Raw genomic sequence first — 21,473 nt, 5'->3', positions numbered from 1 at the left:
GCCGGATGATGACGCGGCCACCCGGTCGCGATCAAGGTCTCCCGCACGCCCTCTGCCGTTCAGGCGGGGCCGCGCAGCTCGCCCGCGACGGTGGCTTCCATGTACTCGGGCAGGAACTCGAGGAAGCGACGCTTGCGCACGGGCGCTTCGGGCGCCTCGAAGGGCTTCGGCTGGAAGGCCAGCAGCGCGGCCTCGTCCACGGCGTCGATGAGCTCGGGCGGCAGGTACTTGTGCCCGTACTCGCGGTACACGCCACTGGTCACGAACAGGTCGAAGAGCTCCGGGTCCAGGTGGTTGTCGCGCTTCATGAAGGCCATGATCTTCATGGACTCGGACAGCGTCTTGCCCTTCTTGTAGGGGCGATCCTGCGCGGTGAGCGCCTCGAACACGTCGGCGATGGCCATGATGCGCGCCGGGACGCTCATGTCACCCGCGTAGATGCCCTTGGGGTAGCCGCCGCCGTCCATCTTCTCGTGATGTCCGCCGGCGTACTCGGGCACGCGCCGCAGATTGCGCGGGAAGGGCAGGCGCTCGAGCATCTTCACGGTCTGCACCATGTGCCCGTTGATGATGAGGCGCTCCTCCTGGGTGAGCGTGCCGCGCTGGATCTGCAGGTTGTAGACCTCGTCGGCGTCCAGCAGCGCGCGCTCCTTGCCGTTCTCCAGGTAGCGCCGCGCGCCGATCTCCGCGATGCGTGCGCGCGCGGTGTCGGGCAGGAACTCGGAGCCCACGTTGGCGTTCTCGAGAAAGGCCAGCTCTTCGCGCAGGGTGGTGACCGCCTGCGCGTGCTGGGCCTCGGCTTCGGCGCGCGGCGTGCCGGCGGCCACGGCCTCCAGCATGGCGATGCGCGCGTCGCGCTCGAGCACCGCGAAGCGCGCGCGCACCACGGCGATGCGGTCGAAGATGGTCTCGAGCTTGGTGGCCTTGTCCATGATGTGGACGGGCGTGGTCACCTTGCCGCAGTCGTGGAGCCAGGCCGCGATGCGCAGCTCGTACCACTCCTCGTCGCTCAGCGTGAAGTCGCGGAACGGCCCCTCGGTCACGTCGCAGGCGGCCTTCACGATCATCTCGGTGAGGATGGGCACGCGCTCGCAGTGGCCGCCGGTGTACGGCGACTTGGCGTCGATGGCGGCGGCGATCATCTGGATGAAGCTCTCGAGCAGCTCCCGCTGGCCGTCCAGCAGCAGCTGGTTGTCGAGCGCGATGCCGGCCTGCGAGGCGAGCGACTCCACCACGCGCTGGTGGTCCGCGCGGAAGGGCACCACCTTGCCCGTCTCCGGGTCCTGCGCGTTGAGCAGCTGCAGCACGCCGATGACGGTGCCGTCGTTGTTGACCAGCGGCACCGTCAGGAACGACTGGCTGCGGTAGTCGTTGCGCGCGTCGAACGCCTTCGTGCCCGAGAAGTCGAACTCGGTGGAGATGGCGTAGGCGTCCGGGATGTTCACGGACTCTTTGAGCAGCGCCGCGCACGTGGCCACGTTGCTGCGGTTGGGCTCGCCCGTGAGGGGGGTCATGAAGCGGCAGCGGCGGCAGCGTGACGGGCTTGCCGGTGCTGCCCCCGAGCGCAATGCCCAGCGAGTCGGAGCGCAGGATCGCGAAGCGCAGCGTGTCCTCGAGCGCAGGTAGAGCGTGCCGCCGTCGGCGTTGCAGAGCGCCTTGGCTTCCAGGAGGATCATCTCGATGAGCCGGTCTTTGCTACGCTCCGCGGAGAGCGCAGTGCCGATGCGCATCAGCAGCTCCAGCTTCTCGAGCTTCTCTTCGAGCTGAGACTGAGTGAGGCTCTCCATGCGGCGAACTGTAGCGCTTTAAAAGCGCTAGCTCGATCCCGAGGAAAACGTGCGTGGTTTTCCATCGTGGCCAAAGTCGTGCACCAGATCGACACGCACCTCGATGCCCGGTCCGAACACGCGCTCCATGGCGAGGCGCATGCCCTCGACGGACGCGGGGATGGACGGAGCCGGGCGCAGCCGCACGTCCACACTGTGGTCGGCGCGCTGGTGCACCTCGTGCTGCACGAACGGGCCCACGTCGCGCAACGCACGACCCACGTCCACGGAGTTCACGAGGCTCCCGTTGCGGGCGCGGAAGTGCACCGCCTCCCGGCCCTCGAGGCCCAGGATGACGCGCGCCTTGCGGCCATCGGCGAGGGTGCAGGTGCCGAGCGCCCCGCGGTCCGACGAGCGATAGCGCACCAGCGGCAGGTACGGGTTGCGGCCGCCGGTGAAGGTCAGCTCGCCCACCTCACCGTCGGGCAGGGGCAGGCCGTCTTCGTCCAGCACCTCCACGAAGAGGTCGGGCAGCAACAGCACGTGACCCGGCGCGCCCGGGAGCTTCGCCGCGATGGGGCCCACCTCGGTGGCGCCGTAGAAGTCGATGACCGGGCAGTCGAAGTGCGCGGCCGCAGCGGCGGCGTGCGCCGGGTCCAGCATGAGCGCGCTCGAGAAGATGGCGCGCGGACGCACCGGCACGTCCAGCTCCAGCATGCTGGCCAGCGTGAGCGGGTCGGCCGTGACCAGCTGCGGCGCGATTCGGTGAGGAAGCGCTCGCGGCTCGCGGCGCCCCAGCCCAGGCGTGGTCGGGCAGGTTCAGCTTGGCGAAGCCCGACTGGTTCCAGACCGTGAAGCACGTGGCGAACACGAAGGTCTCGCGCTGCGCGCACAGGTTCACCGTGCCCGGCTTGCCCGGCTCGAACGCGGTGGCGATGGCGTGCTCGGCCAGGGCCCGCTCCCCGAACGCGTGGTTCTTGGCCACGGCGCCCGGGTGGTGCAGCACCGAGAGCGCGTGCCCGCTGGTGCCGGAGGTGGTGTACAGCACCGCGTCGTGGAGTGGCAGCTCGCGCGGCACGAAGTCCACCAAGCGCGACGCCAGGCCCTCGCGTGAGCAGGTGGGCACGGCGTCCCAGTCACGGCGCGGGTCCAGCCCTTCGGGCCAGCGCTGCGCGAGATCGAAGGTCTGGTCCACCTGCGCGCGCACTCGCTCGAGCAGCGCCTCGGAGGGGCGCTCACCGGCTTCGAGCGGCGCCTCGGCGCACTGCTCCCGAAAGGTGTCGAGCGCGGCGGCCTCGGCGTCGCCCACGCGGTCGCCGATGGTGTGGTTCCAGCGCGGCGCGTCCACGTGCTGCAGCAGGGCCTCGATGCCCTGGTAGCCGGCTTCGGTCATGCGCGGAGAGCGCGCGCGCCACTCGTCGGGGATGCTCATCTCAATACTCCCTGTCGTAGCGAGCCGCCTGCTCTTCGGCTTGCTTCTTCGCCAGCTCGGCGGCCAGCTCGGCCTCGCGCTTGCGGCGCGCGTCCTCGGCTGCGCGGGCCTCCTGCAACAGGCGCACGCGACGGACGCTGTCGAGCGCGCTCAGGCGGTCCTCGGCGTCGGCCGGCGCCTCGCCCTCGGGGGCCAGCCCGAGGTGGCGTAGCACCAGGCGCACCAGCTCCTCGCGGCGGTCGGCGTCGTCCAGGAACTGCCGCGCCGCCACCACCTCCAGCACCGTCATGCACTCCGTGACGGCCAGCTCGAGGCGCGCGGCGGGGAGGCCACGGAAGGCCTCGTCCATGAGCAGCCAGGCCAGCACTCGGCCCAGGAAATTTCGTTGTGCGGGCGCCGTGTCGCTTGCGCCCTTCTTCGGCTTCTTGGCCGCGGGGCTCTTGCGAAAGAGCCCGAGGAGCGCGTCTGACGGAGGTGCGTCGCTCTGCACCAGCACCATGTCGTGCACGATGGCGCGGGTGACCAGCGGCGCCTGGCCCTCGCGCGGAGCCTCGACGAACACGCTGGGGATGGCGCCCAGGCGGCGACACAGCCGCTCGACCGAGAGGTGGCTGGTGGTGGTGCTGCTCATGCCCGTCTTCCTGCCCGCGCTTCGGGCTCCTTCGAGTAGGTCTTGCGGGCGAACGCGCGCGCGAACTCCACCAGCTGTGCCTCGTTCGACACCGCGTGCGGCTCCACCCCGGCCGCCCGCAGCTTCGCCAGGAAGGGCTCGTACCCAGCGGTCTGCGTGGACAGGTTGAGCGCCGCGGTGGCCCCGCCGCCCGCGTTCTTCACGGCCTGCGCGAGGGTGTCCCAGCCCCCCACCGTTCCGTCGATCTCGCGAAACAGATCGCTGTCCGACACGATCAGGATGTGTGTCTTTCGCACGAACGGGCCGGGCACCACGAACGTCTGCTGGAGGCGCGGCAGCCCGAACGAGCAGCCGGTCCCCAGGTAGTCGGTGAGCGTGCCCAACAACACGCGCTCGTCGCGCACGAAGCCGGGGGTCTCGCGGAAGGTGCCCTGGCCATGCCACTCGCCCGACAGGCACACCATGGCGCGCGCCGTGACCACGGGGCTGCGCAGCAGCGTCTGCACCCAGTCGATGCGCTCGAGCGACGACCCCGGCTCCCACAGCTCGAGCCCCTCGGGCAGCGGGTCGCCGGCGCGCGTCTGCAGCTCGGCGGGGAAGGGTATCAGGCGCCCGCGGGCAAGCTCCTTGTAGTAGTGGATGACCACGTCACGCGGGTCTCGCTTCACGGCGAGCGCCTTCATGATGTCCACGTACTCGGCGGGGCTGCGCGTCATCGGCCGGCGGTCGGGCAGGCCCGCACCGCCCTTCGACACGCCACCAGGGCCTCGCGCGGACCCCTTGTGCGCCCCGCTCGTCGGCTTCCCGTCCTCGCCCTCGCCCTCGCCCTCGCCGTCGTCGTCGCCTTCGCCGGCTTCGGCGCCGCCCGCTCCACTCGCGTCGCCTGCGATGCTGGGGTCTTCGCTCGGGTGCACCGGCATGCCGCCCTCGGTCTTGCCGCCGAACGCCTCGTCCTCCACGAGGCCATCCGGGATCTCGTCACCGCCGTGCGACATGGTGGTGTCCAGCCAGTCGCCCAGCTGCGGTGCCTTTCCGTCACGCGCGGCTTGCAGCAGGTACTCCCGCAGGATGCGCGCAAAGGAGCTGGCGCCCTCGAGCCAGCTCGAGCGGAAGATGCGCACGATGCGCGCCGACAAGTCCGCGTCGCGCTCGATGGTGGCGGACAGGTCGGTGCGCCCGAGCGTGCCCGTCTTGAGGCCCCAGAGGCGCTCGTACGTGCGCATGTAGAGCGTCCACAGCGGGTCCGGGTCCGGGACGCGAAGCGCCGCGTACACGCCCGCCATGTTCAGCCCGGCGGAGCGTGCCAGGCGGTCGTTCAGCAGCAGGTCGGCGTACAGGTTGGCCGCCATGGGCGCGTGGGCGTGCAGGTCTCCGCCGAGGCCGTAGCGGATGCGCGCCAGCAGGCGGCCCTGGTCGCGCAGGTTGCCGGGGGCGTGCACGTGGTGGCCCACCTCGTGCGCCAGGATCTCCTTCGCGAAGCCCTCGAGGCCGCGGTTCTGGATCTGGGGCAGCGAGATGACCACGGACAGATCGGTGAGGCGGATCATCGCGAACGAGCCCACCAAGCCCTCGCGCTTCTCCTCGTCCGCGCTCATGCACAAGATGGGCGAGCGCAGGCGCGTGAAGCGGCTGAACACGGTGCTGGCCTCGGGCCACGCCGCGAGCCAGGCCTCGCGCAGGCTCTCGAGCGAGGGCAGCGCGGCCGGAGCGCTCATGCGGGGAGCGGCCTCCGACCGACCACGAACACGAAGTGGCTCTCGGGCACCGTGACGACCAGTGCGCCGTCCGCATAGGCATGGCTGCTGGCGCCCGCGAGGAGAGGCAGCCGGGCCCTCGCGTCGCCCATGGAGACGTCGCCCTTTTCGCTGAGCGCCACCGGGGAGTGCGCTGCGTCCACCTGGTCGCTGGGGGTCTCGGCGACGGGGCGCAGCGTGGCGCCGAAGGCGTCGGCAAAGACCTCGGTGGTGGCCTGCGAGTCGAACGCGAAGAGCCGCCCCTCGGCCGCGACCACCAGCGGCGGGTCACGGAACATGCCGCCGAAGCCCACGAAGCCACCCACACGCGCCACCACTTCGGGGGATCCGAGCGGGCCCGTGTCCAGCGGTGCCGCGAAGCGTCGCTCGGCGTCCGGGCCGAGCGCCTCCACCCCCAGCGTGGTGCGACGCAGCACGGGCGACAGCTCTTGGAAGCGCTCGCGCGCCGCAGCACGGAACTCGGCTGCGCCTTCGCGCCACGCCAGCACCAGCCCCAGCGCGAACAGCGCGTCCACATCGGCGCACGAAGGCCCCAGCGACTCCATGCCGCCCAGCCAGCGGTCGGCGCGCTGAGCGTCCAAGCGCTCGAGACGCAGCGCCGCGTTGCAGACGGCCAGCGAGAGGTCGCGCGCGCGCTCGGGGAACACCGCGAGCAGCACCGGCAGCGTGGATGCGAACGCCCGCGCGATGGCGCGGCTGGGCGAGTCCCCGCCCAAGAGGCCCTGACGATGGGCCCGCAGGCTCAGGCGGTAGAGCGCGGTGGTCAGGTCCTCGGCGCGCTCGGTGTCGCCGCCCGAAAGGGTGTCCACCAGCGGGCCCACCACGCTGCCCAGGTGGTGCAGGAACATGTCGGGGTCCACGCTCCGCCCGTCCTGGCGAAAGACCGCGTTCAGGTAGTCACGGCGCGCCGCGAGCGCGGCATGGAACGCCGACGCAGCGGCCTCGCTCACGCGCGGCTCCGCAGCCAGACGCGGTAGTTGGTGTAGCGCTGGTGCAGGTACTTCAGCGCCAGGATGTCGTCGAACATGTGGCCGTAGAGCTTGCCGCCCGCTTCGATGCTGCGCAGCTGGCGCTCGATGGCGTCGAGGCGCCGCTCCACCTCGGGCAGCTCCACCCCGTCGAGGCCCGACTCGAGCTGCTCCATGAGCGTGGTGACGGTGTCCTCGGTGTCCCGGCCCAGGCGGTCGTAGGTCTGGCAGGCCGTGTCGAACAGCCCGCGGATCCAGCTCACCTGGTCCGCGCGCAGCGAGCCGTTGTCGCCTTGGTCGAAGAAGGCCGCGTCGCGGTTCTGCGCGAGCTTGTCGTGCAGCACGAAGGGCAGCACCTGGCGCACGTCCTCGAACTCCACCTCCGCGGCGCCGCGGAAGTACGCCGCGGCCTTGATGAACACCAGCATGGTCATGAGCGCGCGCACGGAGAGCCCGTTCTGCGTCTGCGCGTTCAGGTCCAGCTGCGTGTCCTTGCCGCCCGCGTCGGCGAAGCTGTTGAGCGGCACGCCGGCCACCTTCACGGTGTCCTTGGTCATGTACTCGAGCTGCCGTCCGCCCGCCTCGAAGAACTCGAACTCACTCGCGAAGAACTGCAGCCGCCGGCGCAGCGCGAGGGGCACGCGCACGGCGCGGATCTCCTTCTCGAGGCGGTCCAGCTCGGCCTGCGTGAAGACGATCTCGGGCGGCACCATGTCCTCGGGGGCCACGCCCTCTTCGATGCGCGTGAGCAGCTCGTCCAGGAAGCGCGTGTTGAAGTGCAGCGCCTTCACCACCACGTCGATGCGGTCGCGCAGGGCCTCGATGACCTGGTAGGTGCCGCCACCCGCGTCGTCGTTGGCCGTGAGGAACCAGGCGGCCGGCGGGCACTCGTAGATCTGGTCGTAGACCTCGGCGTAGTTGTCCGCCATGACCGTGAGCAGCGCGGACTGCGTGCGCGTGGGGATGCGGTTGTACTCGTCGATGATCTTGACGCGCATGCCCAGCCAGCGACGCCACGCGATCTGGATGTCTTGCATGCGCGCGGCGTTGATCATGGTGCTGGGCAGCGGGCTCCCCAGCAGGTCAGCGATGGTCATCTGCGGCTGGCCGTGCTGGATGCCCTGCTTCACCTCGGTCAGGTTGTAGCCGGAGAGGATGCCCAGCAGCGTGGCGATCACCGTCTTGCCGCGCCCGGGGCCGCCCACCAAGAGGCAGCGCCGCCGCACGGCCAGGTTGAGCAGCGGCATCATCACGTAGCTCGAGTAGCTCTGCGACGTGGGCAGCGACACCTCCACCTTCGAGTCGCCGAAGCGAAACACCTTGGGGGGCTCGGTGTTGTACTCGATGTCGTAGAAGGGACTGATGATCGCGTGGTTGACGATCCAGAAGTAGGCCTGGCGCAGCTTCTCGTCGAGCGCCACGCCGCCTGTGCCCCCGATTTGTGGCTCCACCACCGCATCGCCCAGTGGCCCCGCGTAGAGCTCCGCCACGTCGAAGCCCCGCTTGCGCTCCCCCGCGCGCGGGTTGGTGGGGGCCTGGCTGACCTGCTGATGCTTGGTGCTTCCGCTGCTCATGGGACGCCGAGAGTACACTTCCCGGCGCCCCGCGAGCGAGCGCAGGCTACTCGGCGTTCAGCTCCGCCATGAAGCGCAGCACGTCCAGGTCCATGGAGCCCACCACCATGGTGCCCACGGCCGACTCGCGCCAGCGCGCGAACCGGTCGCGGATGCGGTCCTTGCTGCCCACCAGGTACACGGCGTCCACCATCTCGTCGGTGACGGCCATGATGGCCTCCTGACGCTTGCCCGCGAACCACAGGTTCTGGATGTTCTCGCTCTCCCCCTCGAAGCCCGAGTGCGAGAAGAAGTCCTTGTAGAAGTTCTTGGTCTTCGACCCCATGCCGCCGATGTAGAAGCCGAGCTGCTGCTTGAGGGGCATGCGCGCAGCCTCGAGGTCGTCGGAGATGACCACCACGACCGTGGGGGCGATGTCGAAGTCGGCCATGCTCTTGCCGGGCACCTTCGCGAAGCCCGCGCTCAGGTTGTCGAGCACGAACTTGGGGTCGTCCGGGTTGAAGCTGGTCAGCAGGAGGCCGTCGCACAGCTCACCGGCCTGCTCTTGCGCCTTCTGCGCCAGCGCGCCCACGTAGATGGGGATGTTGGGGTTGCCGTGCAGGATGCTCTTCAGCGGCTTGCCCTGACCGGTGCTGCCGGGGCCCTTGTAAGGGATCTGGTACTTCACGCCGTCGAACTCGAGCGGCGCCTCGCGCTTGAAGATCTGCCGCACGATGGTCACGTACTCGCGCACCCACGTGAGCGTCTTGTCGAAGGGCTGACCGTGCCAGCCCTCCACCACCTGTGGGCCGCTGGTGCCGAGGCCCAGCATGAAGCGGCCTCCGCTGAGCGCGTCCATGGTCATGGCCGTCATGGCGGTGTTGGCCGGCGAGCGTCCGGGGATCTGCATGATGCCGGTGCCAAGCTTGATCTTGGTGGTCTGTGCCCCGATCCAAGCCAACGGCGAGACCGCGTCCGAGCCCCACGCCTCGGCGGTCCAGACGGAGTCGTAACCCAGGCGCTCGGCCTCCTGCACCTTGCTCACGGGCAGACCGTTGGTGTCGGTCGCACCTGCAGCGCTTTCGGCCTTCATCTGGGCGATGGGGCCACCCATCTGCGCGCCCGAGTAACCAACCATGAATCCGAGTTTCATCGCCATTGCCTTTCCATTGCGGTGGAGGATGCTGGCATAGCGCGCGGGGAGGGTTCTGGATAAACATGACAAGGAATGATGATTTCCGTTCATCGTCGTCATATCTGTCTCGCGCCCGGCCGGCGGCTATAGTCGAGGAGATGAAGCGCAAGCTCCCGCTGATGCTGCTCGTGGCCGTGCTGTCGGGCCTGTCTCTGGTGGCCGTCTCTGCGGCGCATCATGATCGCGCTGGCCTCGCTGCCGTGAGGTCCGCGGTGGACGCGCGCTACCCCGGTGTGCAGTGGGTGAGCGCCGAGAGCCTCACGCGCTGGCTCGCCTCGAGCGCGCCTCCGCAGTTGCTGGACAGCCGCGCCCGCGCCGAGTTCGACGTCAGCCACTTGGCGGGCGCGGTGTGGATGGACCCCGAGCACCCCGACTGGAGCGTGGTGGACAGCAACCCCGCACGCCGCGTGGTGGTCTACTGCAGCGTGGGCTGGCGCAGCGGAGACATCGCCCAGCAGCTGCGCGCCCGCGGCCGCGCCAACGTCTTCAACTTGGAGCAGGGCCTCTTCGGGTGGGCCAACGCAGGCCTCCCCATGGTGCGGGGGGACAGCGCCGCCACGCAGGTCCACCCCTACGACGCGGTCTGGGGCCGCATGCTGCGGTCCGAGCGGCGCGCGCCGCTGCCGTGACGGCCTCAGCGCAGCGGCCTCCGCGGATGTTGTAGACTGCATGCATCGAGGCATTGTGATCCACACCACTAGCCAGACCGCGTCCCCGTCTGCTTCCCCTCGGCGGCTGCCCCTGCTGGAGGCCACGATGCGCGACGCGCGCTCCCTCTTCCCCGGCGGCAGCGCGGGGCTGCTGCAGCTGATGTATCCACCGCTAGGGGCCGCCGTGGCGGCGCAGTCGGACTTCTTCGACGACCCCTTCGGCCGCGTGTATCGCTCCATCCCGCAGATCTGGGCAACCGTGCTGGCGCCCGACGGTGCCGCGCGCGCCCTCAAGGTCCGTGACCTCCACCGCTCCATAAAGGGGCGGGACAACGCGGGGCAGAGCTTCCACGCACTCGATCCCGAGACCTTCTGGTGGGCGCACGCCACGTTCACGTGGGAGATGTTCGAGACCCGCCGGCTCTTCTATCGAAGGCCGCTTCGTGCCGCCCAAGTGGCAACGCTCTACGCGGAGACCGTGGCCTGGTACCAGCGCTACGGCATGAACCTCCGGCCCGTGCCGCCCGACTACGACGCGTTCGTGGCGAAGTTCGAGAGTGTGTGCGCTGACGAGCTGCAGCTGACACCTGCGGCGCAGCGGGTGCTGGAGATGGCATTGGCGGGCGAGTGGAGGCCGCCGCTCATCCACGCCAACTTCAAGGACCCGCTCACGCGCAGCACCGGCCGCGCGATGGTGATCGGCTGCTTGCCACCCGCCGTGCGCGAGCGCTTTGGCATCCCGTGGAGCCGCGCGGACCAGCGTCAGCTCGAGCGCGCCAACTTCGTCATCACCAACACGTTCGAGGCGCTGCCCTCGAAGGTGCACCGGTTCGCGCTGCGCACCGGCCTCCGGGTGGTCGGCAGCTGGACGCGCGGGGAGCGCTTCGTCCCGGACGGCAGGGTCGAATCGTAGCCTCGCGGAGAATCAGGGCGGGGTCACGTACGCCACATCGACGCAGCCCTCCGCGGAGCACACTCGCAGCCCGAGCTGCGGCAGCTCGCGCGCACCGCCACAGGCCACGCGCCCGGCCACACCGTCGAAGCGACAGGGGTGCGTCCCGATCTCTCCCGGCGCGAGCAAGATGGCGCTCCGCTCCCCAGCGGTGCGCGTCCGTAGGTAGACGTCGAGGGGCGCGTTCAGGGTGGTCCACGCGTGCTCGATGGTTGGGTTCGAGTACACCGCCGTACCGGTAGGAAGGCGCACCCGCTGCATGCCGCTGACCGACTCGACGGGGGACGCGTATGCCCCGGTAGCCACGTTGGTGGCCACGACGAACTCCAACGCCGCGGCGGCACCCTCGGGCACGAAGCCGTCGATCTGAACGGGTCCGTTGTTCAGCGTGAGGCGCACGAACCCGTTGCGCACCTCGCCGACAGCCCCCGCGAAGACCACGGCAGCCCTCGAACGGTCGCTGCGCTCGATGCGCGCGAGCTCGTGACCGGTGCCGGCTCCCGAGAGGATGTTCGTGCCAGGGGCTATCGCGACGAACCGCTGACGAGCCGGCTGGGGCAGCGGGCGCGTGTCAGTCCGTGGCGCGCCGGCGCGCAGCGCCGTGCATGGCAGCGCGAGGGTCAGCACGCCGTCGCCCGCGGGAGAGGGCAGACGCGCACGCGCCATCGACGTGTCACCGGCAAGGGTGATTTCGAATGGCACGTTGCCGTCCAGTCGCAAGCCTCCGGAGGGGGCGCGGTACGTGCGCGGCACGTAGGCAGCGGGTCCGCCCAGGTCGCGCGAAACGAAGCGCCCCGAGAAGTGCATGGGGGCCGTCACGTGCACGATCACATCGGCGAGCGACGGCGTCATCTCGACCGTGGCGCTGACGTCTACCAGAGGAAGATCCGCATGCGTGCCCCCTCCGAGGTCCACCGAGACGACCCCGGAGACGTGGCTTCCCGTGAGGCGACAGTGGTGGGCGGGGTGCGCGTGCTGGGCAGCAACCGTGGGCTCGTCCGCCCCGGGCCGCCAAGCGCAGGTCAACGCCACCACCAGCGCGACCCCGACGCATGTGCGACGAGATTTCATGAAGCGAGAATACTACACTTGCTTGGCTTTGGTCGCGGCCATCGCTTGGCTGCGCGAGGCTTCAGAAGCGATGCTCCACGGCGACGCGGGCTGCTGCGCCGTGGATGACGCTCGGGTGCTCGGGGCGGTTGTGTGTGGTGCGGTCGATGCGGAGGGTCGCGCGCTCGCCGATGCCGACGTAGCCGATCATCGGGGCGAAGTAGGTGCTGGCGCCGTGGCCGCCCCCGCGCAGGAGCAGGCGAGCACCGACCTCGGCGTGGCGGCCGCCGGTGACGCCGATGCCCGCCCCGCCGCGCACGACGAGCCACGCGCTCGCGCTGAGCGGGAGCTGGATCGACGCCCCGATGCGGGACACCTCGAACCGGTTCACGATGAACATCAGCGCCGAGTCGAGCTCGATGTGCGCGCCGTCGCGCGTCCCCAGCCGCGCGGCGAACGCGATGGTGAGCCCGAGCCGATAGCCGAGATCGCGCGTCTCGACCGCGCATCCGTCGCACGCGACGCGCTCCTCCGTGATGCGCGTGCTCCGCGACACGCCCGCGCCCGCCGCGAACGTAGCGTACTCGAGGTCCCAGCCGAGCAGTCCGACGGCCGCGAACGTCGCGGCGCTGTTCGGCCCCACGGTGTCGTCGGCGCGTGTGTACCCGACAGCGCCCGTGGGGTAGAGTTCGAGCCGAGCGAACCCGCGGCGACCGAAGCGACGCTCGTAGCGCGCGTCGACGAGCGCCCCGGCCCCGGCCCCGACCGCGATGACACCCACGATGGCCAGGCCGACCGAGAGCTCGTTCTGAGCGAGCGATGGGGGCGGGAGCCACGGGGAGTGGGTGAGCGCTGCGTCGGTGAGCTCGGCCAGCATGTCCCGTGTCACGCGCTCGTTGGTCCCCATCCGCACGCGGGCGCGGTGGCTCGACACCGCCGACACCTCACCGACCAGGCTCACCACGCGCTCGTGGCTGATCTCGCCATCGCCCAGGTCGACGCGCTCCATGGTCGAGAAGGCCACGCGGTCTCCGATCGCGACGCCTTCTTCCCGACCGGCGCCGATGGTGACCATCAGACCGTCGACCGCGAGGATGGCGACGTCGCGCCGGGGGGGCGCGGTCTCGGCGTGCGCGAGCCCGGGGCCGAGGGCCATCGTGGTCAGCGCGGTCAGCACCGCCGCCACCCTGATCGTGTGGCCGAGCGCGGTCATGGTCAGAGCCGGTACTCGACGCGCACACCGGCGGACGGACCGCCGCGGACGCGTGACGACTCGTTGAGCTCGCTGGGCTCGATGGCGCCGGTCACCGGGTCGACCGTTCCCCACCACTCGGCCCGCTCAGCGACTCGCGCGAAGCCGAGGAAGGGGCTCACGAAGAGCGTGCCGGAGCCGCCTTCGCCGCGCACCCGCAGGCGGGCGCCGAAGTCGACGTAGCCGGCACCCGTGACCGCGAAGCCGGTCCCGCCATGGCTCACGAGCGCGAGCTGCTGTGTCAGGGGGACTTGGAGCGAGATCGCGAGGTGGCTCAGCTCGGACGAGTCGACGAGCGTCGTGAGTCCGACCTCGGTCGCGACGTGCAGACCATCTTGCGTCCCGAGCCGACCGAAGAGCACGAACGAGAACCCGAGCGTCGCGTCGGCGAGCCTGACCTCCGGTCCGCGGATCTCCTTCGGCAGCACACGGGTCAGGCCGAACCCGGCGCCGACCGAGACGTACTCGAGGTCGAGGCCGGCCATCGCGAACACCGCGCCGGCCGAGGCCGAGTCGAGCCCACTCGCGTCGCGATCTCGGTGGATGGTGAAGCCCGCGGAGGGGACGCGAAGCCTCAAGACGAACGGCCGCTCGCCTCGGTACCCGAGCTCGGCGTCGCCGAGGAGCCCGCCGCCCACCGCGCGCGTCGTGACGAACACGCGGGCGGTCGCGTCGAGATACCAGTAGCCACCGGTGCGAGGGGGTCGCACGCGGCTCCCTGTGAGGGGATCGGCCGTGGGGCCCGCACCGTCACCAACCTCCACGAACTCGTTGGGCGCGAGGCGGACGAGCGCGCGGCGCCCCGTCAGCGCGACGATCTCGCCCACGGCGAGCCGGTGACGCTCGTACGCAATCTCGCCGTCGCCGAGGTCCACCGCCTCCTCTCGGTAGAGCTCCATTCGCGCGCCGGGCGCGAGGCCGTGCTCGCGGCCGCGATCGATGATGGCGTCGTTGTGGCGCAGCCCGACGACGCTCGCGCCCATGGCGTGTGGCGGGTCGACTGTGGTGTCGGGCTCGGGCTCCGACTCCAGCTCGGGCTCCGACTCCGGCTCCACGGAAGGCTCCGGCTCCAAGGAAGGCTCCGGCTCACCGGCCTCTGCGGCGTCCGTCCCACCGTCGGGGTCGTCGGTGACGTCAGGGTCCGGCTGCGCGCGTGCCACGGGGGACACGAGCAGCGCGAGGATCACGCCGAGGAGGAGTCGCGGTGGGGTCATGGGAGCGACCATTGCAACCGCCGCGCCACCCGGGCCGATGCCACCGCGCAGGCTCGCCGGGTCGGCTGCGCGGCGCTGAGCGTTGCCCTGGGGCACAGGGTGTGGCTGTTCTGCGTCACGGGGTGGGCCCCGTAGAGACGCTACCGAAGGGCGCCGGGTCAGTTGATGATGACGAACTCCACACGGCGGTTCCGCGCGTTGCAGTCGTCGGTCTCATCTTCGCAGAGCAACTGCGTCTCGCCGCGCCCCTCGGGGGTGAGGGTCTGGACAACGCCGGCCGCACGCAGGTAGGTCACCACCGAGGCCGCCCGGCGGTTGGAGAGGCTGAGGTTGTCAGCGGCGTCGCCGGCCGAGTCGGTGTGGCCTTCCACACGCACCTCATGGATCTCCGGGTGCTCGTTCAGCGTCTGCGCGAGGCCGTCCAAGAGGTCATGGCTTTCCTCGAGGATCTCGTCGCTGCCCGTGGCGAAGTTGATGTGGTCGTTGAAGACGATGTGGTCGCCCTCGATGCGGATGCCGAAGCGGCTGAGGAGCGAACCCCCGCAGCCCACGGCGGCAATGGACGAGATGAGGACCGTGACGGCGAGGATGATGTGTTTCATGCGCGCCAGTGTACCCAAACGAGGATGGTGTGCCAGTGTGGGTGGGCTCAGCTGGCCGCCCGGGCGAGCACCGGGTTGGGCACGGCCACGTCGGTGCTGGCGGCCTCGGCTGCCAGGAACCCGAAGGTCAGCGCAGGGCCGATGGTGCCGCCGGCGCCCGGGTACGTGCGCCCCATCACGCTGGCGGTGGTGTTGCCTGCGGCAAAGAGCCCGGGGATGACAGCGCCGTCGGTGGTGAGCACGCGGCCCGCGTTGTCGGTCACGAGGCCACCCTTGGTGCCGAGGTCACCCGGGTAGATCTGCACCGCATAGAAGGGGCCGGTCTCGATGGGGCCGAGACAGCAGTTGGGCTTCACGTTCGGGTCGCCGTAGTAGCGGTCCTGGGCGCTGATGCCGCGGCCGTAGTCCGGGTCCTCGCCCTTCACGGAGTACCCGTTGAAGCGCTGGATGGTGGTCTTCAGCGTGTCCGCAGGGATGCCGATCTTGGCGGCCAGCTCGTCCAGCGTTCCTGCCTTGTACAGGTACGCTCCGTCCTTGAGCTTCTTCGGCACCTGGCTGTCCGGCATGACCTGGCCCGGCGCGATGGGCCCCGTGATGGAGGTCTTGCGGTAGCTCGCGTCGAACACGTGGAACCAGCGCGGGGCCTCGTGACCGGTGGCGGCGGCGTCGTCGTACATGCCGTTGACCACGTCGATGTACGGCGCCGCCTCGTTGGTGAAGCGCTTGCCGGCCTGGTTCACGAAGAGGCCGTGCGGCAGGCTCTTCTCCACCACGAGCACCCACGCCGACGGGCTGCGCGGGACGAGGGAGGTGGGCGTCCACCAGGCCTCGTCCATCAGGTCCACGGCGCCGCCCGCATCCATGCCAAGGCGAATGCCGTCGCCCACGTTGTCGGGGCAGCCCGCGGTCCACTCGGTGGTGATGGGCTTGCGCTGGTACTTCTTGCGCATCTCGGCGTTGCGCGAGAAGCCGCCCGCCGAGAGCATGACGCCCTGCTTCGTCTGGATGCGCAGGCGCTTGCCCTCGTGCGACACGATGGCGCCCACCACGCGGCCGTCCTCGATGACCAGCTCGTCCACGCCCGACTTCAGCCAGGCGTCGATGCCTCGCTCGCGCAGGCTGAGCAGCAGGCGGCCGCACAGCGCGTTGCCCGCGCACAGCTTCGTGTCGCGACCCCACTTGGCGCGCTTGAAATAGCGCATGAAGTACAGGAACAGCTGCCACGCCATGAACGACATGGTGCGCAGACCGAGGCCGAGGGCAGCCTGCGCCTGACGCGCCGTGATGCCGAACTTGCCGATGATCTGCGACTGCGGGTGCGGGCGGCGCAGCTTCAAGAGATCGTCACGCAGCAGGGCGCCGTCGAACACGACGGGGTCCATGGAGCGTCCACCGGGCTTCCCGCCCGGGGCCTCGGGGTAGTAGTCCGTGTACTTCTCGAGGGCGTCGAAGCGCAGGTGGGTGTTCTTCTCGAACCACGCCAACATGCGCTTGGACTCGCGCAGGTAGGTCTCGAGGCGCTCGGGGGCCACCTCGCCCTTGGTGATGTGCGTGAGGTAGGCCAGGCCCTCCTCGTCGGAGTCCGGGATGCCCTTCTTCGCGATCTGCGGGTTGTTGGCCACCCAGCAGACGCCGCCCGACATGGCGGTGTTGCCGCCGAAGAGGTCGCTCTTCTCGACCAGCAGCACCTTGGCGCCCAGGTCGTGCGCGCGAATGGCGGTGGCCAGGCCCGCTGCGCCGCTGCCCATCACCAGCAAGTCTACCGACTGATCCCATTCGCTCATCGACGTACCTCGTCACGCTTGAACTAGAACGTGTTCTAGTGTGTGGTGGATTTCGGAGCGCGTGTCAACTCGCTCGTCGCCATTGAGGTACAGTGCGCCGCGTGAGCGAGCGTCGCGTCGACCTGCTGGTGCCCGGCCCCGAGGGGGGCTGGCTCGCGCGCGCGCTCGCGCAGGCCGGCATGGTCACCTTCCGCCGTGAGCCCGGTCAGCCGCCGTCGCCGAGGGTGGGGGTGGTGGTCGTGGCGCTGTCGCTCGAGCCAGGACGCAGCCCGCGAGAGTCGTTCGAGGCACAGCTGGCTCAGGCCCGCGAGGGGCTTCCGGCCGAGACACCTTTGGTGGCGCTCTTGCCGGTGGACGCGCAGCTGGACGAAGGGCTGCGCGCGCTGGCCCAGGGGGTCTACCCGCGGCCGGTGCCCGTGGCCCGCCTGGTGCACAAGATCGAGGCGCTGTTGGACGTGGCGCAGGGCGGTGCGCCCAGGCCTTCGTGGTCGCCCAGCGCGCCGCCTGTCGTCGATGCGCCGGTCGTCCCGCGCCCGGCTCCGGTGGTGGCGCCGCCGGCGGACGACGGCGTGCGCGAACGCACCATGCGGCTCGATGACCCGGAACTGTCCACGGCCAGCCGTGGCGCGCCGCAGCCGATGCGTCGCTCGTCGCGGCCGCCCAGCTCCTCCTCGGGCGGCGACTACGATGCCTCGAGCCAGGTGTCCGGGCTCATCGAGAACACGCAGCCCGTCGCCGAGCTCTCGCCCTGGCTCCACAAGATGCTGAGCGACTGCGACCGGCGCATGTTCCCGGCGGCCCCGCCGCTCGATCTGCGCTTCCCCGCCGGCGACGACGGGCCGCTCGAGTTGGTCCCGAGGGCGCTGCTGGACGTGTTGGGCGTGCCTGTCGATCCCGCTCCGAACGACGCGTTCGACGGACACACCTTCGCGGGCGAGCTGCCCTGGGCGGTGCAGTCGCTGCCCGGAAAGCGTCACAGCGAGTGGCCGCGGCTCGAGTCGAGCGTCAGCGGCGCGGGCAGCTCGCCGGGTCGTCCGGCCACGGGCTCGGCGGGCGGCCAAGAGCCGCGCCCCGGCTCTCAGGTGGGCTCTCAACCTGGCTCGCAGGCGGGATCCCAGCCCGGGTCCTACGAAGGCTCTCAGCCTGGGTCCCACCCTTCGGTGCGCGTCAGCGAAGGGCCGCCGTCCACGCGCGAGGTGGTGCTCCCCGTGGCGCCCCGTCGCGACGATGGGCCCCGCGACGGGGCGGCCGAGAGCGTCATCGCGCGGCGGCCAGAAGGCGACGCCCGTGGCGCCGAGGGTCAGGGGCCACGGCCCGAGCGCGATGCGCGGCGCCCGGATGGCGACTCACGTCGGCCCGAGCCCGACACGCGCCGCCAGAGCCGGGTGCCCGACCGACGTCGGACCAGCATGCCGCCCGCGCCCAGCTCGCCGCCCCAGGGCTCAGGCTCCAGTCCCCCGGGCGCAGCAGGTCTCTACGAGACCGCCGTGGAAGTGCCTGCGTACCCGTCGCGTCCGAGCCCCCCCGTGCTCTCGGTGGGCACACCCACAGCCGACGGACGGGGACGCTGGGGCACGCTCGCGCCCGATGCCTGGCTCAGCTTCGCGCTCGCGCTGCGTGGTCTCGAGGGCGAGCAGCGTGTGTCGCTGCGCACCGAGCGAGACGGAGTGCTCCTGGTGGTGCGCGCGGGAGAGGTGCTGGCTCCCGTCGAAGCGGAAGGACTCCCCGAGAGCGCGGCACGTCTCGACGAGAGTGCCGGCGGCGATCCGCTGGCGGTGCTCCAGCGCCTGCGCCGTGGCCGTCACGCGGCACGCGAGCGCGTGCTCGCTGTTCTCACGCCGCCCTGGCACGGCCAGCCACCGTTGGGCGGGGGTGCTCGCGTCGGGGGGGACCCCGAGCTGGTCTTCGAGGTCTACGACGTCCCCGCCGGGGAGCAGGCCAGTGAGGGTTGGCCGCTCGGGTCGCTGGTGACGCTCATGCTAGAGGCGCTCGCGGGCTGGGTCAGCGTGGCCTGGCTGCGGGTCCACTGGCAGGACGACCTGGGGCAAGTGCTACGGGTGCACCCGAGCGCCGCCGATTGGACCACGCGCCTGGGCATCGACGGCTTGTGGGTGGAGTGGCTGCGCGGCTGCGAGGGCCGGTCGCTCGACGGGTTGCTGGATGCGCTCCCGCAGGGCGAGGGTCTCCCTTGCGCGCTGCTGGCCCTCGTCGGCGTGGGGGCCATCGCCTTCGTCGCGGCTCCGCCCGACGCCGAGCCCGTGCCCCCCATCCTCGAGCTGCGTGCTCGTGCACGGCGCCTGATCGAGGGCGCGTACGCGGCCACCCGCAACGCGGACCACTTCACGCTGCTGGGCGTTCATCCATCGGCCTCGGCCCGCGCCGTGGAGCGTGCCTGTGCGGCCTGCACGGCGCCGCTGCTGAGCCTCGACCTCGATATGATCGGGTTGGGAGAGCTGGCGCCGCTGCGCAGCGACGTGCTCGAGTGCTACGCGGAGGCCCAGCGGGCCCTGCGCGACGATGACGCCCGGGCACGCTATGCCCGCGCGCTCGGGCTGCTTCTCGGGGCTTGAAGTTGTCGCCCGCCGGATGCGCGCCATACTTACCCCCATCGTGGCCATCCGACCGATTCTTCACTACCCCGACAAACGCTTGCGCGAGCCCGGCCTGCCGGTCGAGAAGTTCGACGACCAGCTGCAGGCCCTCGTCGACGACATGGCCGAGACCATGTACGCCGCACCCGGTGTGGGCCTCGCCGCCACCCAGCTCGGCATCCCGCTGCGCCTGTTCATCATCGACGTGGCCGTGGACGAAGACGCCGAGAGCGACCTCCGCGTGTTCATCAACCCCGACCTGGTGGAGCTGATCGGCACCACCAGCTTCTCCGAGGGCTGTCTCTCGTTCCCCGGGGCGCGCGAAGACATCAACCGCGCCGAGAAGGTGCGCGTGAAGGCGCTGGACCGCCACGGCAACCCGTTCGAGATGGTGGCCGACGGCCTGATGGCCATCGCCGTGCAGCACGAGAACGACCACCTGGACGGCAAGCTCATGATCGACCGGCTCTCCATCTTGCGGCGGCGTCTGCTGCACCGCGCGATGATCAAGCACGGCGGCGGAGACTGACCCCGGGTGAGTCGCCCTCGCGCGGTCTTCTTTGGTAGCCCGGACTTCGCCGTGCCCGCGCTGTCGGCGCTGGTGGAGGTGGCGGACGTGGTGGCCGTGGTGGCCCAACCCGACAAGCCGGCGGGTCGGGGTCTCGCGCTGCGTCCCCCCGCGGTCAAGGAGCGCGCGCTCGAGCTTGGCCTCACGGTGCTCCAGCCCACCAAGGTGCGCGATGGCGCGCTGGCGCAGCAGCTGCGTGACCTCTCACCCGACGTGGCCGTGGTCATCGCCTACGGCCGCATCCTGCCGCGCGCGGTGTTGGATGCGCCGCGCCTCGGGTGCGTGAACCTGCACGGCTCGCTGCTTCCCCGTTGGCGCGGTGCGGCCCCCATCCAGTGGGCCGTGGCCTCCGGGGACCCCACCACGGGCGTCACGCTCATGCAGATGGACGAGGGCCTCGACACGGGCCCCATGCTCAGCACGCTCGAGACGCCCATCGGCGCCGAGGAGACTGCGGGCGATGTATTCACGCGGCTGGCCCAGCTCTCGGCGGACCTGCTGCGGCGCGACCTGCCGCGCTTCGTGCGCGGCGAGCTGACGCCGGTGCCGCAAGACGCCGCCCTCGCCACGCACGCCCGGCCGCTCGAGAAATCGGACGGGCGCCTGGACTGGACCCGCTCGGCGCAGGCGCTGGCCAACCACGTTCGCGGCATGAGCCCCTGGCCCGGCGCCTACGTCCTCGAGGGCGACGTGCCCGTGAAGGTGCACCGCGCCCACGCGCTCACGCTCTCGGCAGACGGGTCGCAGCCCGGCACCGTGCTCGGCGGCGACCGCGACGGAATCCGCGTGGCCTGCGGCGAAGGTGTGCTCGCCATCCAAGAGCTTCAGCACCCCAGCCGCAAGCGCCTCAGCGCAGAGGCGGCCATCGCCGGGCGCTGCTGGCCAGCCGGCACGCAGCTGGGCTGACCGTCGGGCTTGCTTCCCATTGGCCGCATGGCGGACACTGCTCGGCCAACATGAAGATCTACACGCGGACCGGCGACCAAGGTGAGACGGGGCTCTTCGGAGGGGCGCGGGTGTCCAAGGCGGACATGCGCGTCGCTGCCTACGGAGACGTGGACGAGCTGAACAGCGTGATCGGCGTGGCGCGCTCCGAGAGCCTGGACCCCACGGTGGACGGGCTGCTCGCGCGTGTGCAGCTGGAGCTGTTCGACCTAGGCGCGGAGCTGGCCACGGTGCCGGAGAAGCTCGAGAAGCTGGATCTGCCGCGCATCGAAGAAGAGGAGGTCGAGCGCCTCGAGACGGCCATCGATCGCTTCGAGGCGGACCTCGCGCCGCTGAAGACCTTCATCCTGCCGGGCGGGAGCCGGGCGGCGTCGCAGCTGCACGTGGCGCGCTGCGTCTGTCGTCGTGCCGAGCGCGCGGTCGTGCATCTGGCGGCGCACTCGAGCGTGCGGCCCGAGATCATTCACTACCTCAACCGCTTGAGCGATCTGCTGTTCACGCTGGCGCGGCACGCCAACCACCGGCTGGGCGTGGCCGACGTGCCCTGGCTCGGGCGCGACCGCTGA

The 21,473-nt window shown here is 70.7% G+C and carries 18 protein-coding genes and 1 pseudogene; 6 read left to right on the top strand and 13 right to left on the bottom strand.

Annotation, left to right across the window (positions count from 1 at the left end):
- Nucleotides 1-59: 59 nt before the first annotated feature.
- From IPI43_01430 to IPI43_01395, 8 genes and pseudogenes are all read right to left on the bottom strand, one after another.
- A pseudogene (locus IPI43_01430) lies at nt 60-1,787 on the bottom strand (GAF domain-containing protein).
- A 27-nt stretch (nt 1,788-1,814) separates the two neighbouring features.
- Nucleotides 1,815-2,309 (bottom strand): hypothetical protein, encoded by a 495-nt coding sequence (locus tag IPI43_01425; GenBank protein MBK7772789.1) that lies wholly within the window; start codon nt 2,307-2,309, stop codon nt 1,815-1,817.
- Nucleotides 2,242-3,198, bottom strand: a complete 957-nt coding sequence (locus IPI43_01420) for a hypothetical protein (GenBank protein MBK7772788.1) — start codon at nt 3,196-3,198, stop codon at nt 2,242-2,244. The genes IPI43_01425 and IPI43_01420 overlap by 68 nt, the downstream gene beginning before the upstream one ends.
- A gap of 1 nt (nt 3,199) precedes the next feature.
- Complete coding sequence (locus tag IPI43_01415; GenBank protein MBK7772787.1) at nt 3,200-3,829, bottom strand: hypothetical protein; 630 nt, start codon at nt 3,827-3,829, stop codon at nt 3,200-3,202.
- Nucleotides 3,826-5,544, bottom strand: a complete 1,719-nt coding sequence (locus tag IPI43_01410) for a hypothetical protein (GenBank protein MBK7772786.1) — start codon at nt 5,542-5,544, stop codon at nt 3,826-3,828. The genes IPI43_01415 and IPI43_01410 overlap by 4 nt, the downstream gene beginning before the upstream one ends.
- On the bottom strand, nt 5,541-6,533 hold the full coding sequence (locus IPI43_01405) for a hypothetical protein (GenBank protein MBK7772785.1): 993 nt from the start codon (nt 6,531-6,533) through the stop codon (nt 5,541-5,543). Before IPI43_01405 ends, IPI43_01410 begins: the two co-directional genes overlap by 4 nt.
- A complete protein-coding gene (locus IPI43_01400; GenBank protein MBK7772784.1) occupies nt 6,530-8,125 on the bottom strand; it encodes an AAA family ATPase in 1,596 nt (531 codons plus the stop codon). The genes IPI43_01405 and IPI43_01400 overlap by 4 nt, the downstream gene beginning before the upstream one ends.
- Before the next feature lie 46 nt (nt 8,126-8,171).
- The gene (locus tag IPI43_01395; protein MBK7772783.1) at nt 8,172-9,257 is read right to left on the bottom strand and encodes an LLM class F420-dependent oxidoreductase; all 1,086 of its coding nucleotides are present in this window, start codon (nt 9,255-9,257) and stop codon (nt 8,172-8,174) included.
- A gap of 140 nt (nt 9,258-9,397) precedes the next feature.
- On the opposite strand from IPI43_01395, the gene IPI43_01390 reads away from it, so the two are divergent.
- Both IPI43_01390 and IPI43_01385 read left to right on the top strand, forming a co-directional pair.
- Nucleotides 9,398-9,928: a rhodanese-like domain-containing protein gene (locus IPI43_01390; GenBank protein MBK7772782.1), complete on the top strand. Its 531-nt coding sequence runs from the start codon at nt 9,398-9,400 to the stop codon at nt 9,926-9,928.
- Nucleotides 9,929-10,055: 127 nt separating this feature from the next.
- Entirely contained in the window at nt 10,056-10,862 is an 807-nt protein-coding gene (locus tag IPI43_01385) for a DUF2236 domain-containing protein (GenBank protein MBK7772781.1), read from the top strand.
- Between the two features lie 12 nt (nt 10,863-10,874).
- Here the strand turns inward: IPI43_01385 and IPI43_01380 are convergent, their stop codons facing one another.
- From IPI43_01380 to IPI43_01360, 5 genes are all read right to left on the bottom strand, one after another.
- Nucleotides 10,875-11,972 (bottom strand): hypothetical protein, encoded by a 1,098-nt coding sequence (locus IPI43_01380; GenBank protein ID MBK7772780.1) that lies wholly within the window; start codon nt 11,970-11,972, stop codon nt 10,875-10,877.
- Between the two features lie 61 nt (nt 11,973-12,033).
- Nucleotides 12,034-13,164 (bottom strand): hypothetical protein, encoded by a 1,131-nt coding sequence (locus IPI43_01375; protein ID MBK7772779.1) that lies wholly within the window; start codon nt 13,162-13,164, stop codon nt 12,034-12,036.
- A gap of 2 nt (nt 13,165-13,166) precedes the next feature.
- A complete protein-coding gene (locus IPI43_01370) occupies nt 13,167-14,417 on the bottom strand; it encodes a hypothetical protein (protein MBK7772778.1) in 1,251 nt (416 codons plus the stop codon).
- Between the two features lie 158 nt (nt 14,418-14,575).
- Entirely contained in the window at nt 14,576-15,019 is a 444-nt protein-coding gene (locus IPI43_01365) for an OmpA family protein (GenBank protein MBK7772777.1), read from the bottom strand.
- Nucleotides 15,020-15,066: 47 nt separating this feature from the next.
- Nucleotides 15,067-16,803, bottom strand: a complete 1,737-nt coding sequence (locus IPI43_01360) for an FAD-dependent oxidoreductase (protein MBK7772776.1) — start codon at nt 16,801-16,803, stop codon at nt 15,067-15,069.
- A gap of 101 nt (nt 16,804-16,904) precedes the next feature.
- Here IPI43_01360 and IPI43_01355 point away from each other — a divergent pair, with 101 nt between their 5' ends.
- From IPI43_01355 to IPI43_01340, 4 genes are read left to right on the top strand one after another with little or no spacing between them, the layout of a single operon-like run.
- Nucleotides 16,905-19,373: a hypothetical protein gene (locus IPI43_01355; GenBank protein ID MBK7772775.1), complete on the top strand. Its 2,469-nt coding sequence runs from the start codon at nt 16,905-16,907 to the stop codon at nt 19,371-19,373.
- A 40-nt stretch (nt 19,374-19,413) separates the two neighbouring features.
- Entirely contained in the window at nt 19,414-19,923 is a 510-nt protein-coding gene (def, locus tag IPI43_01350) for a peptide deformylase (GenBank protein MBK7772774.1), read from the top strand.
- Between the two features lie 6 nt (nt 19,924-19,929).
- Nucleotides 19,930-20,868, top strand: coding sequence for a methionyl-tRNA formyltransferase (locus tag IPI43_01345; GenBank protein ID MBK7772773.1), 939 nt, complete (start codon nt 19,930-19,932; stop codon nt 20,866-20,868).
- Between the two features lie 50 nt (nt 20,869-20,918).
- A complete protein-coding gene (locus IPI43_01340; GenBank protein MBK7772772.1) occupies nt 20,919-21,473 on the top strand; it encodes a cob(I)yrinic acid a,c-diamide adenosyltransferase in 555 nt (184 codons plus the stop codon).

It is taken from the genome of Sandaracinaceae bacterium, assembly GCA_016706685.1.
GTDB lineage: Bacteria > Myxococcota_A > Polyangia > Polyangiales > Houyiibacteriaceae > JADJJE01.
Note: the sequence above shows the minus strand (reverse complement) of the source record. Positions and strands in the feature narration are given on the sequence as shown.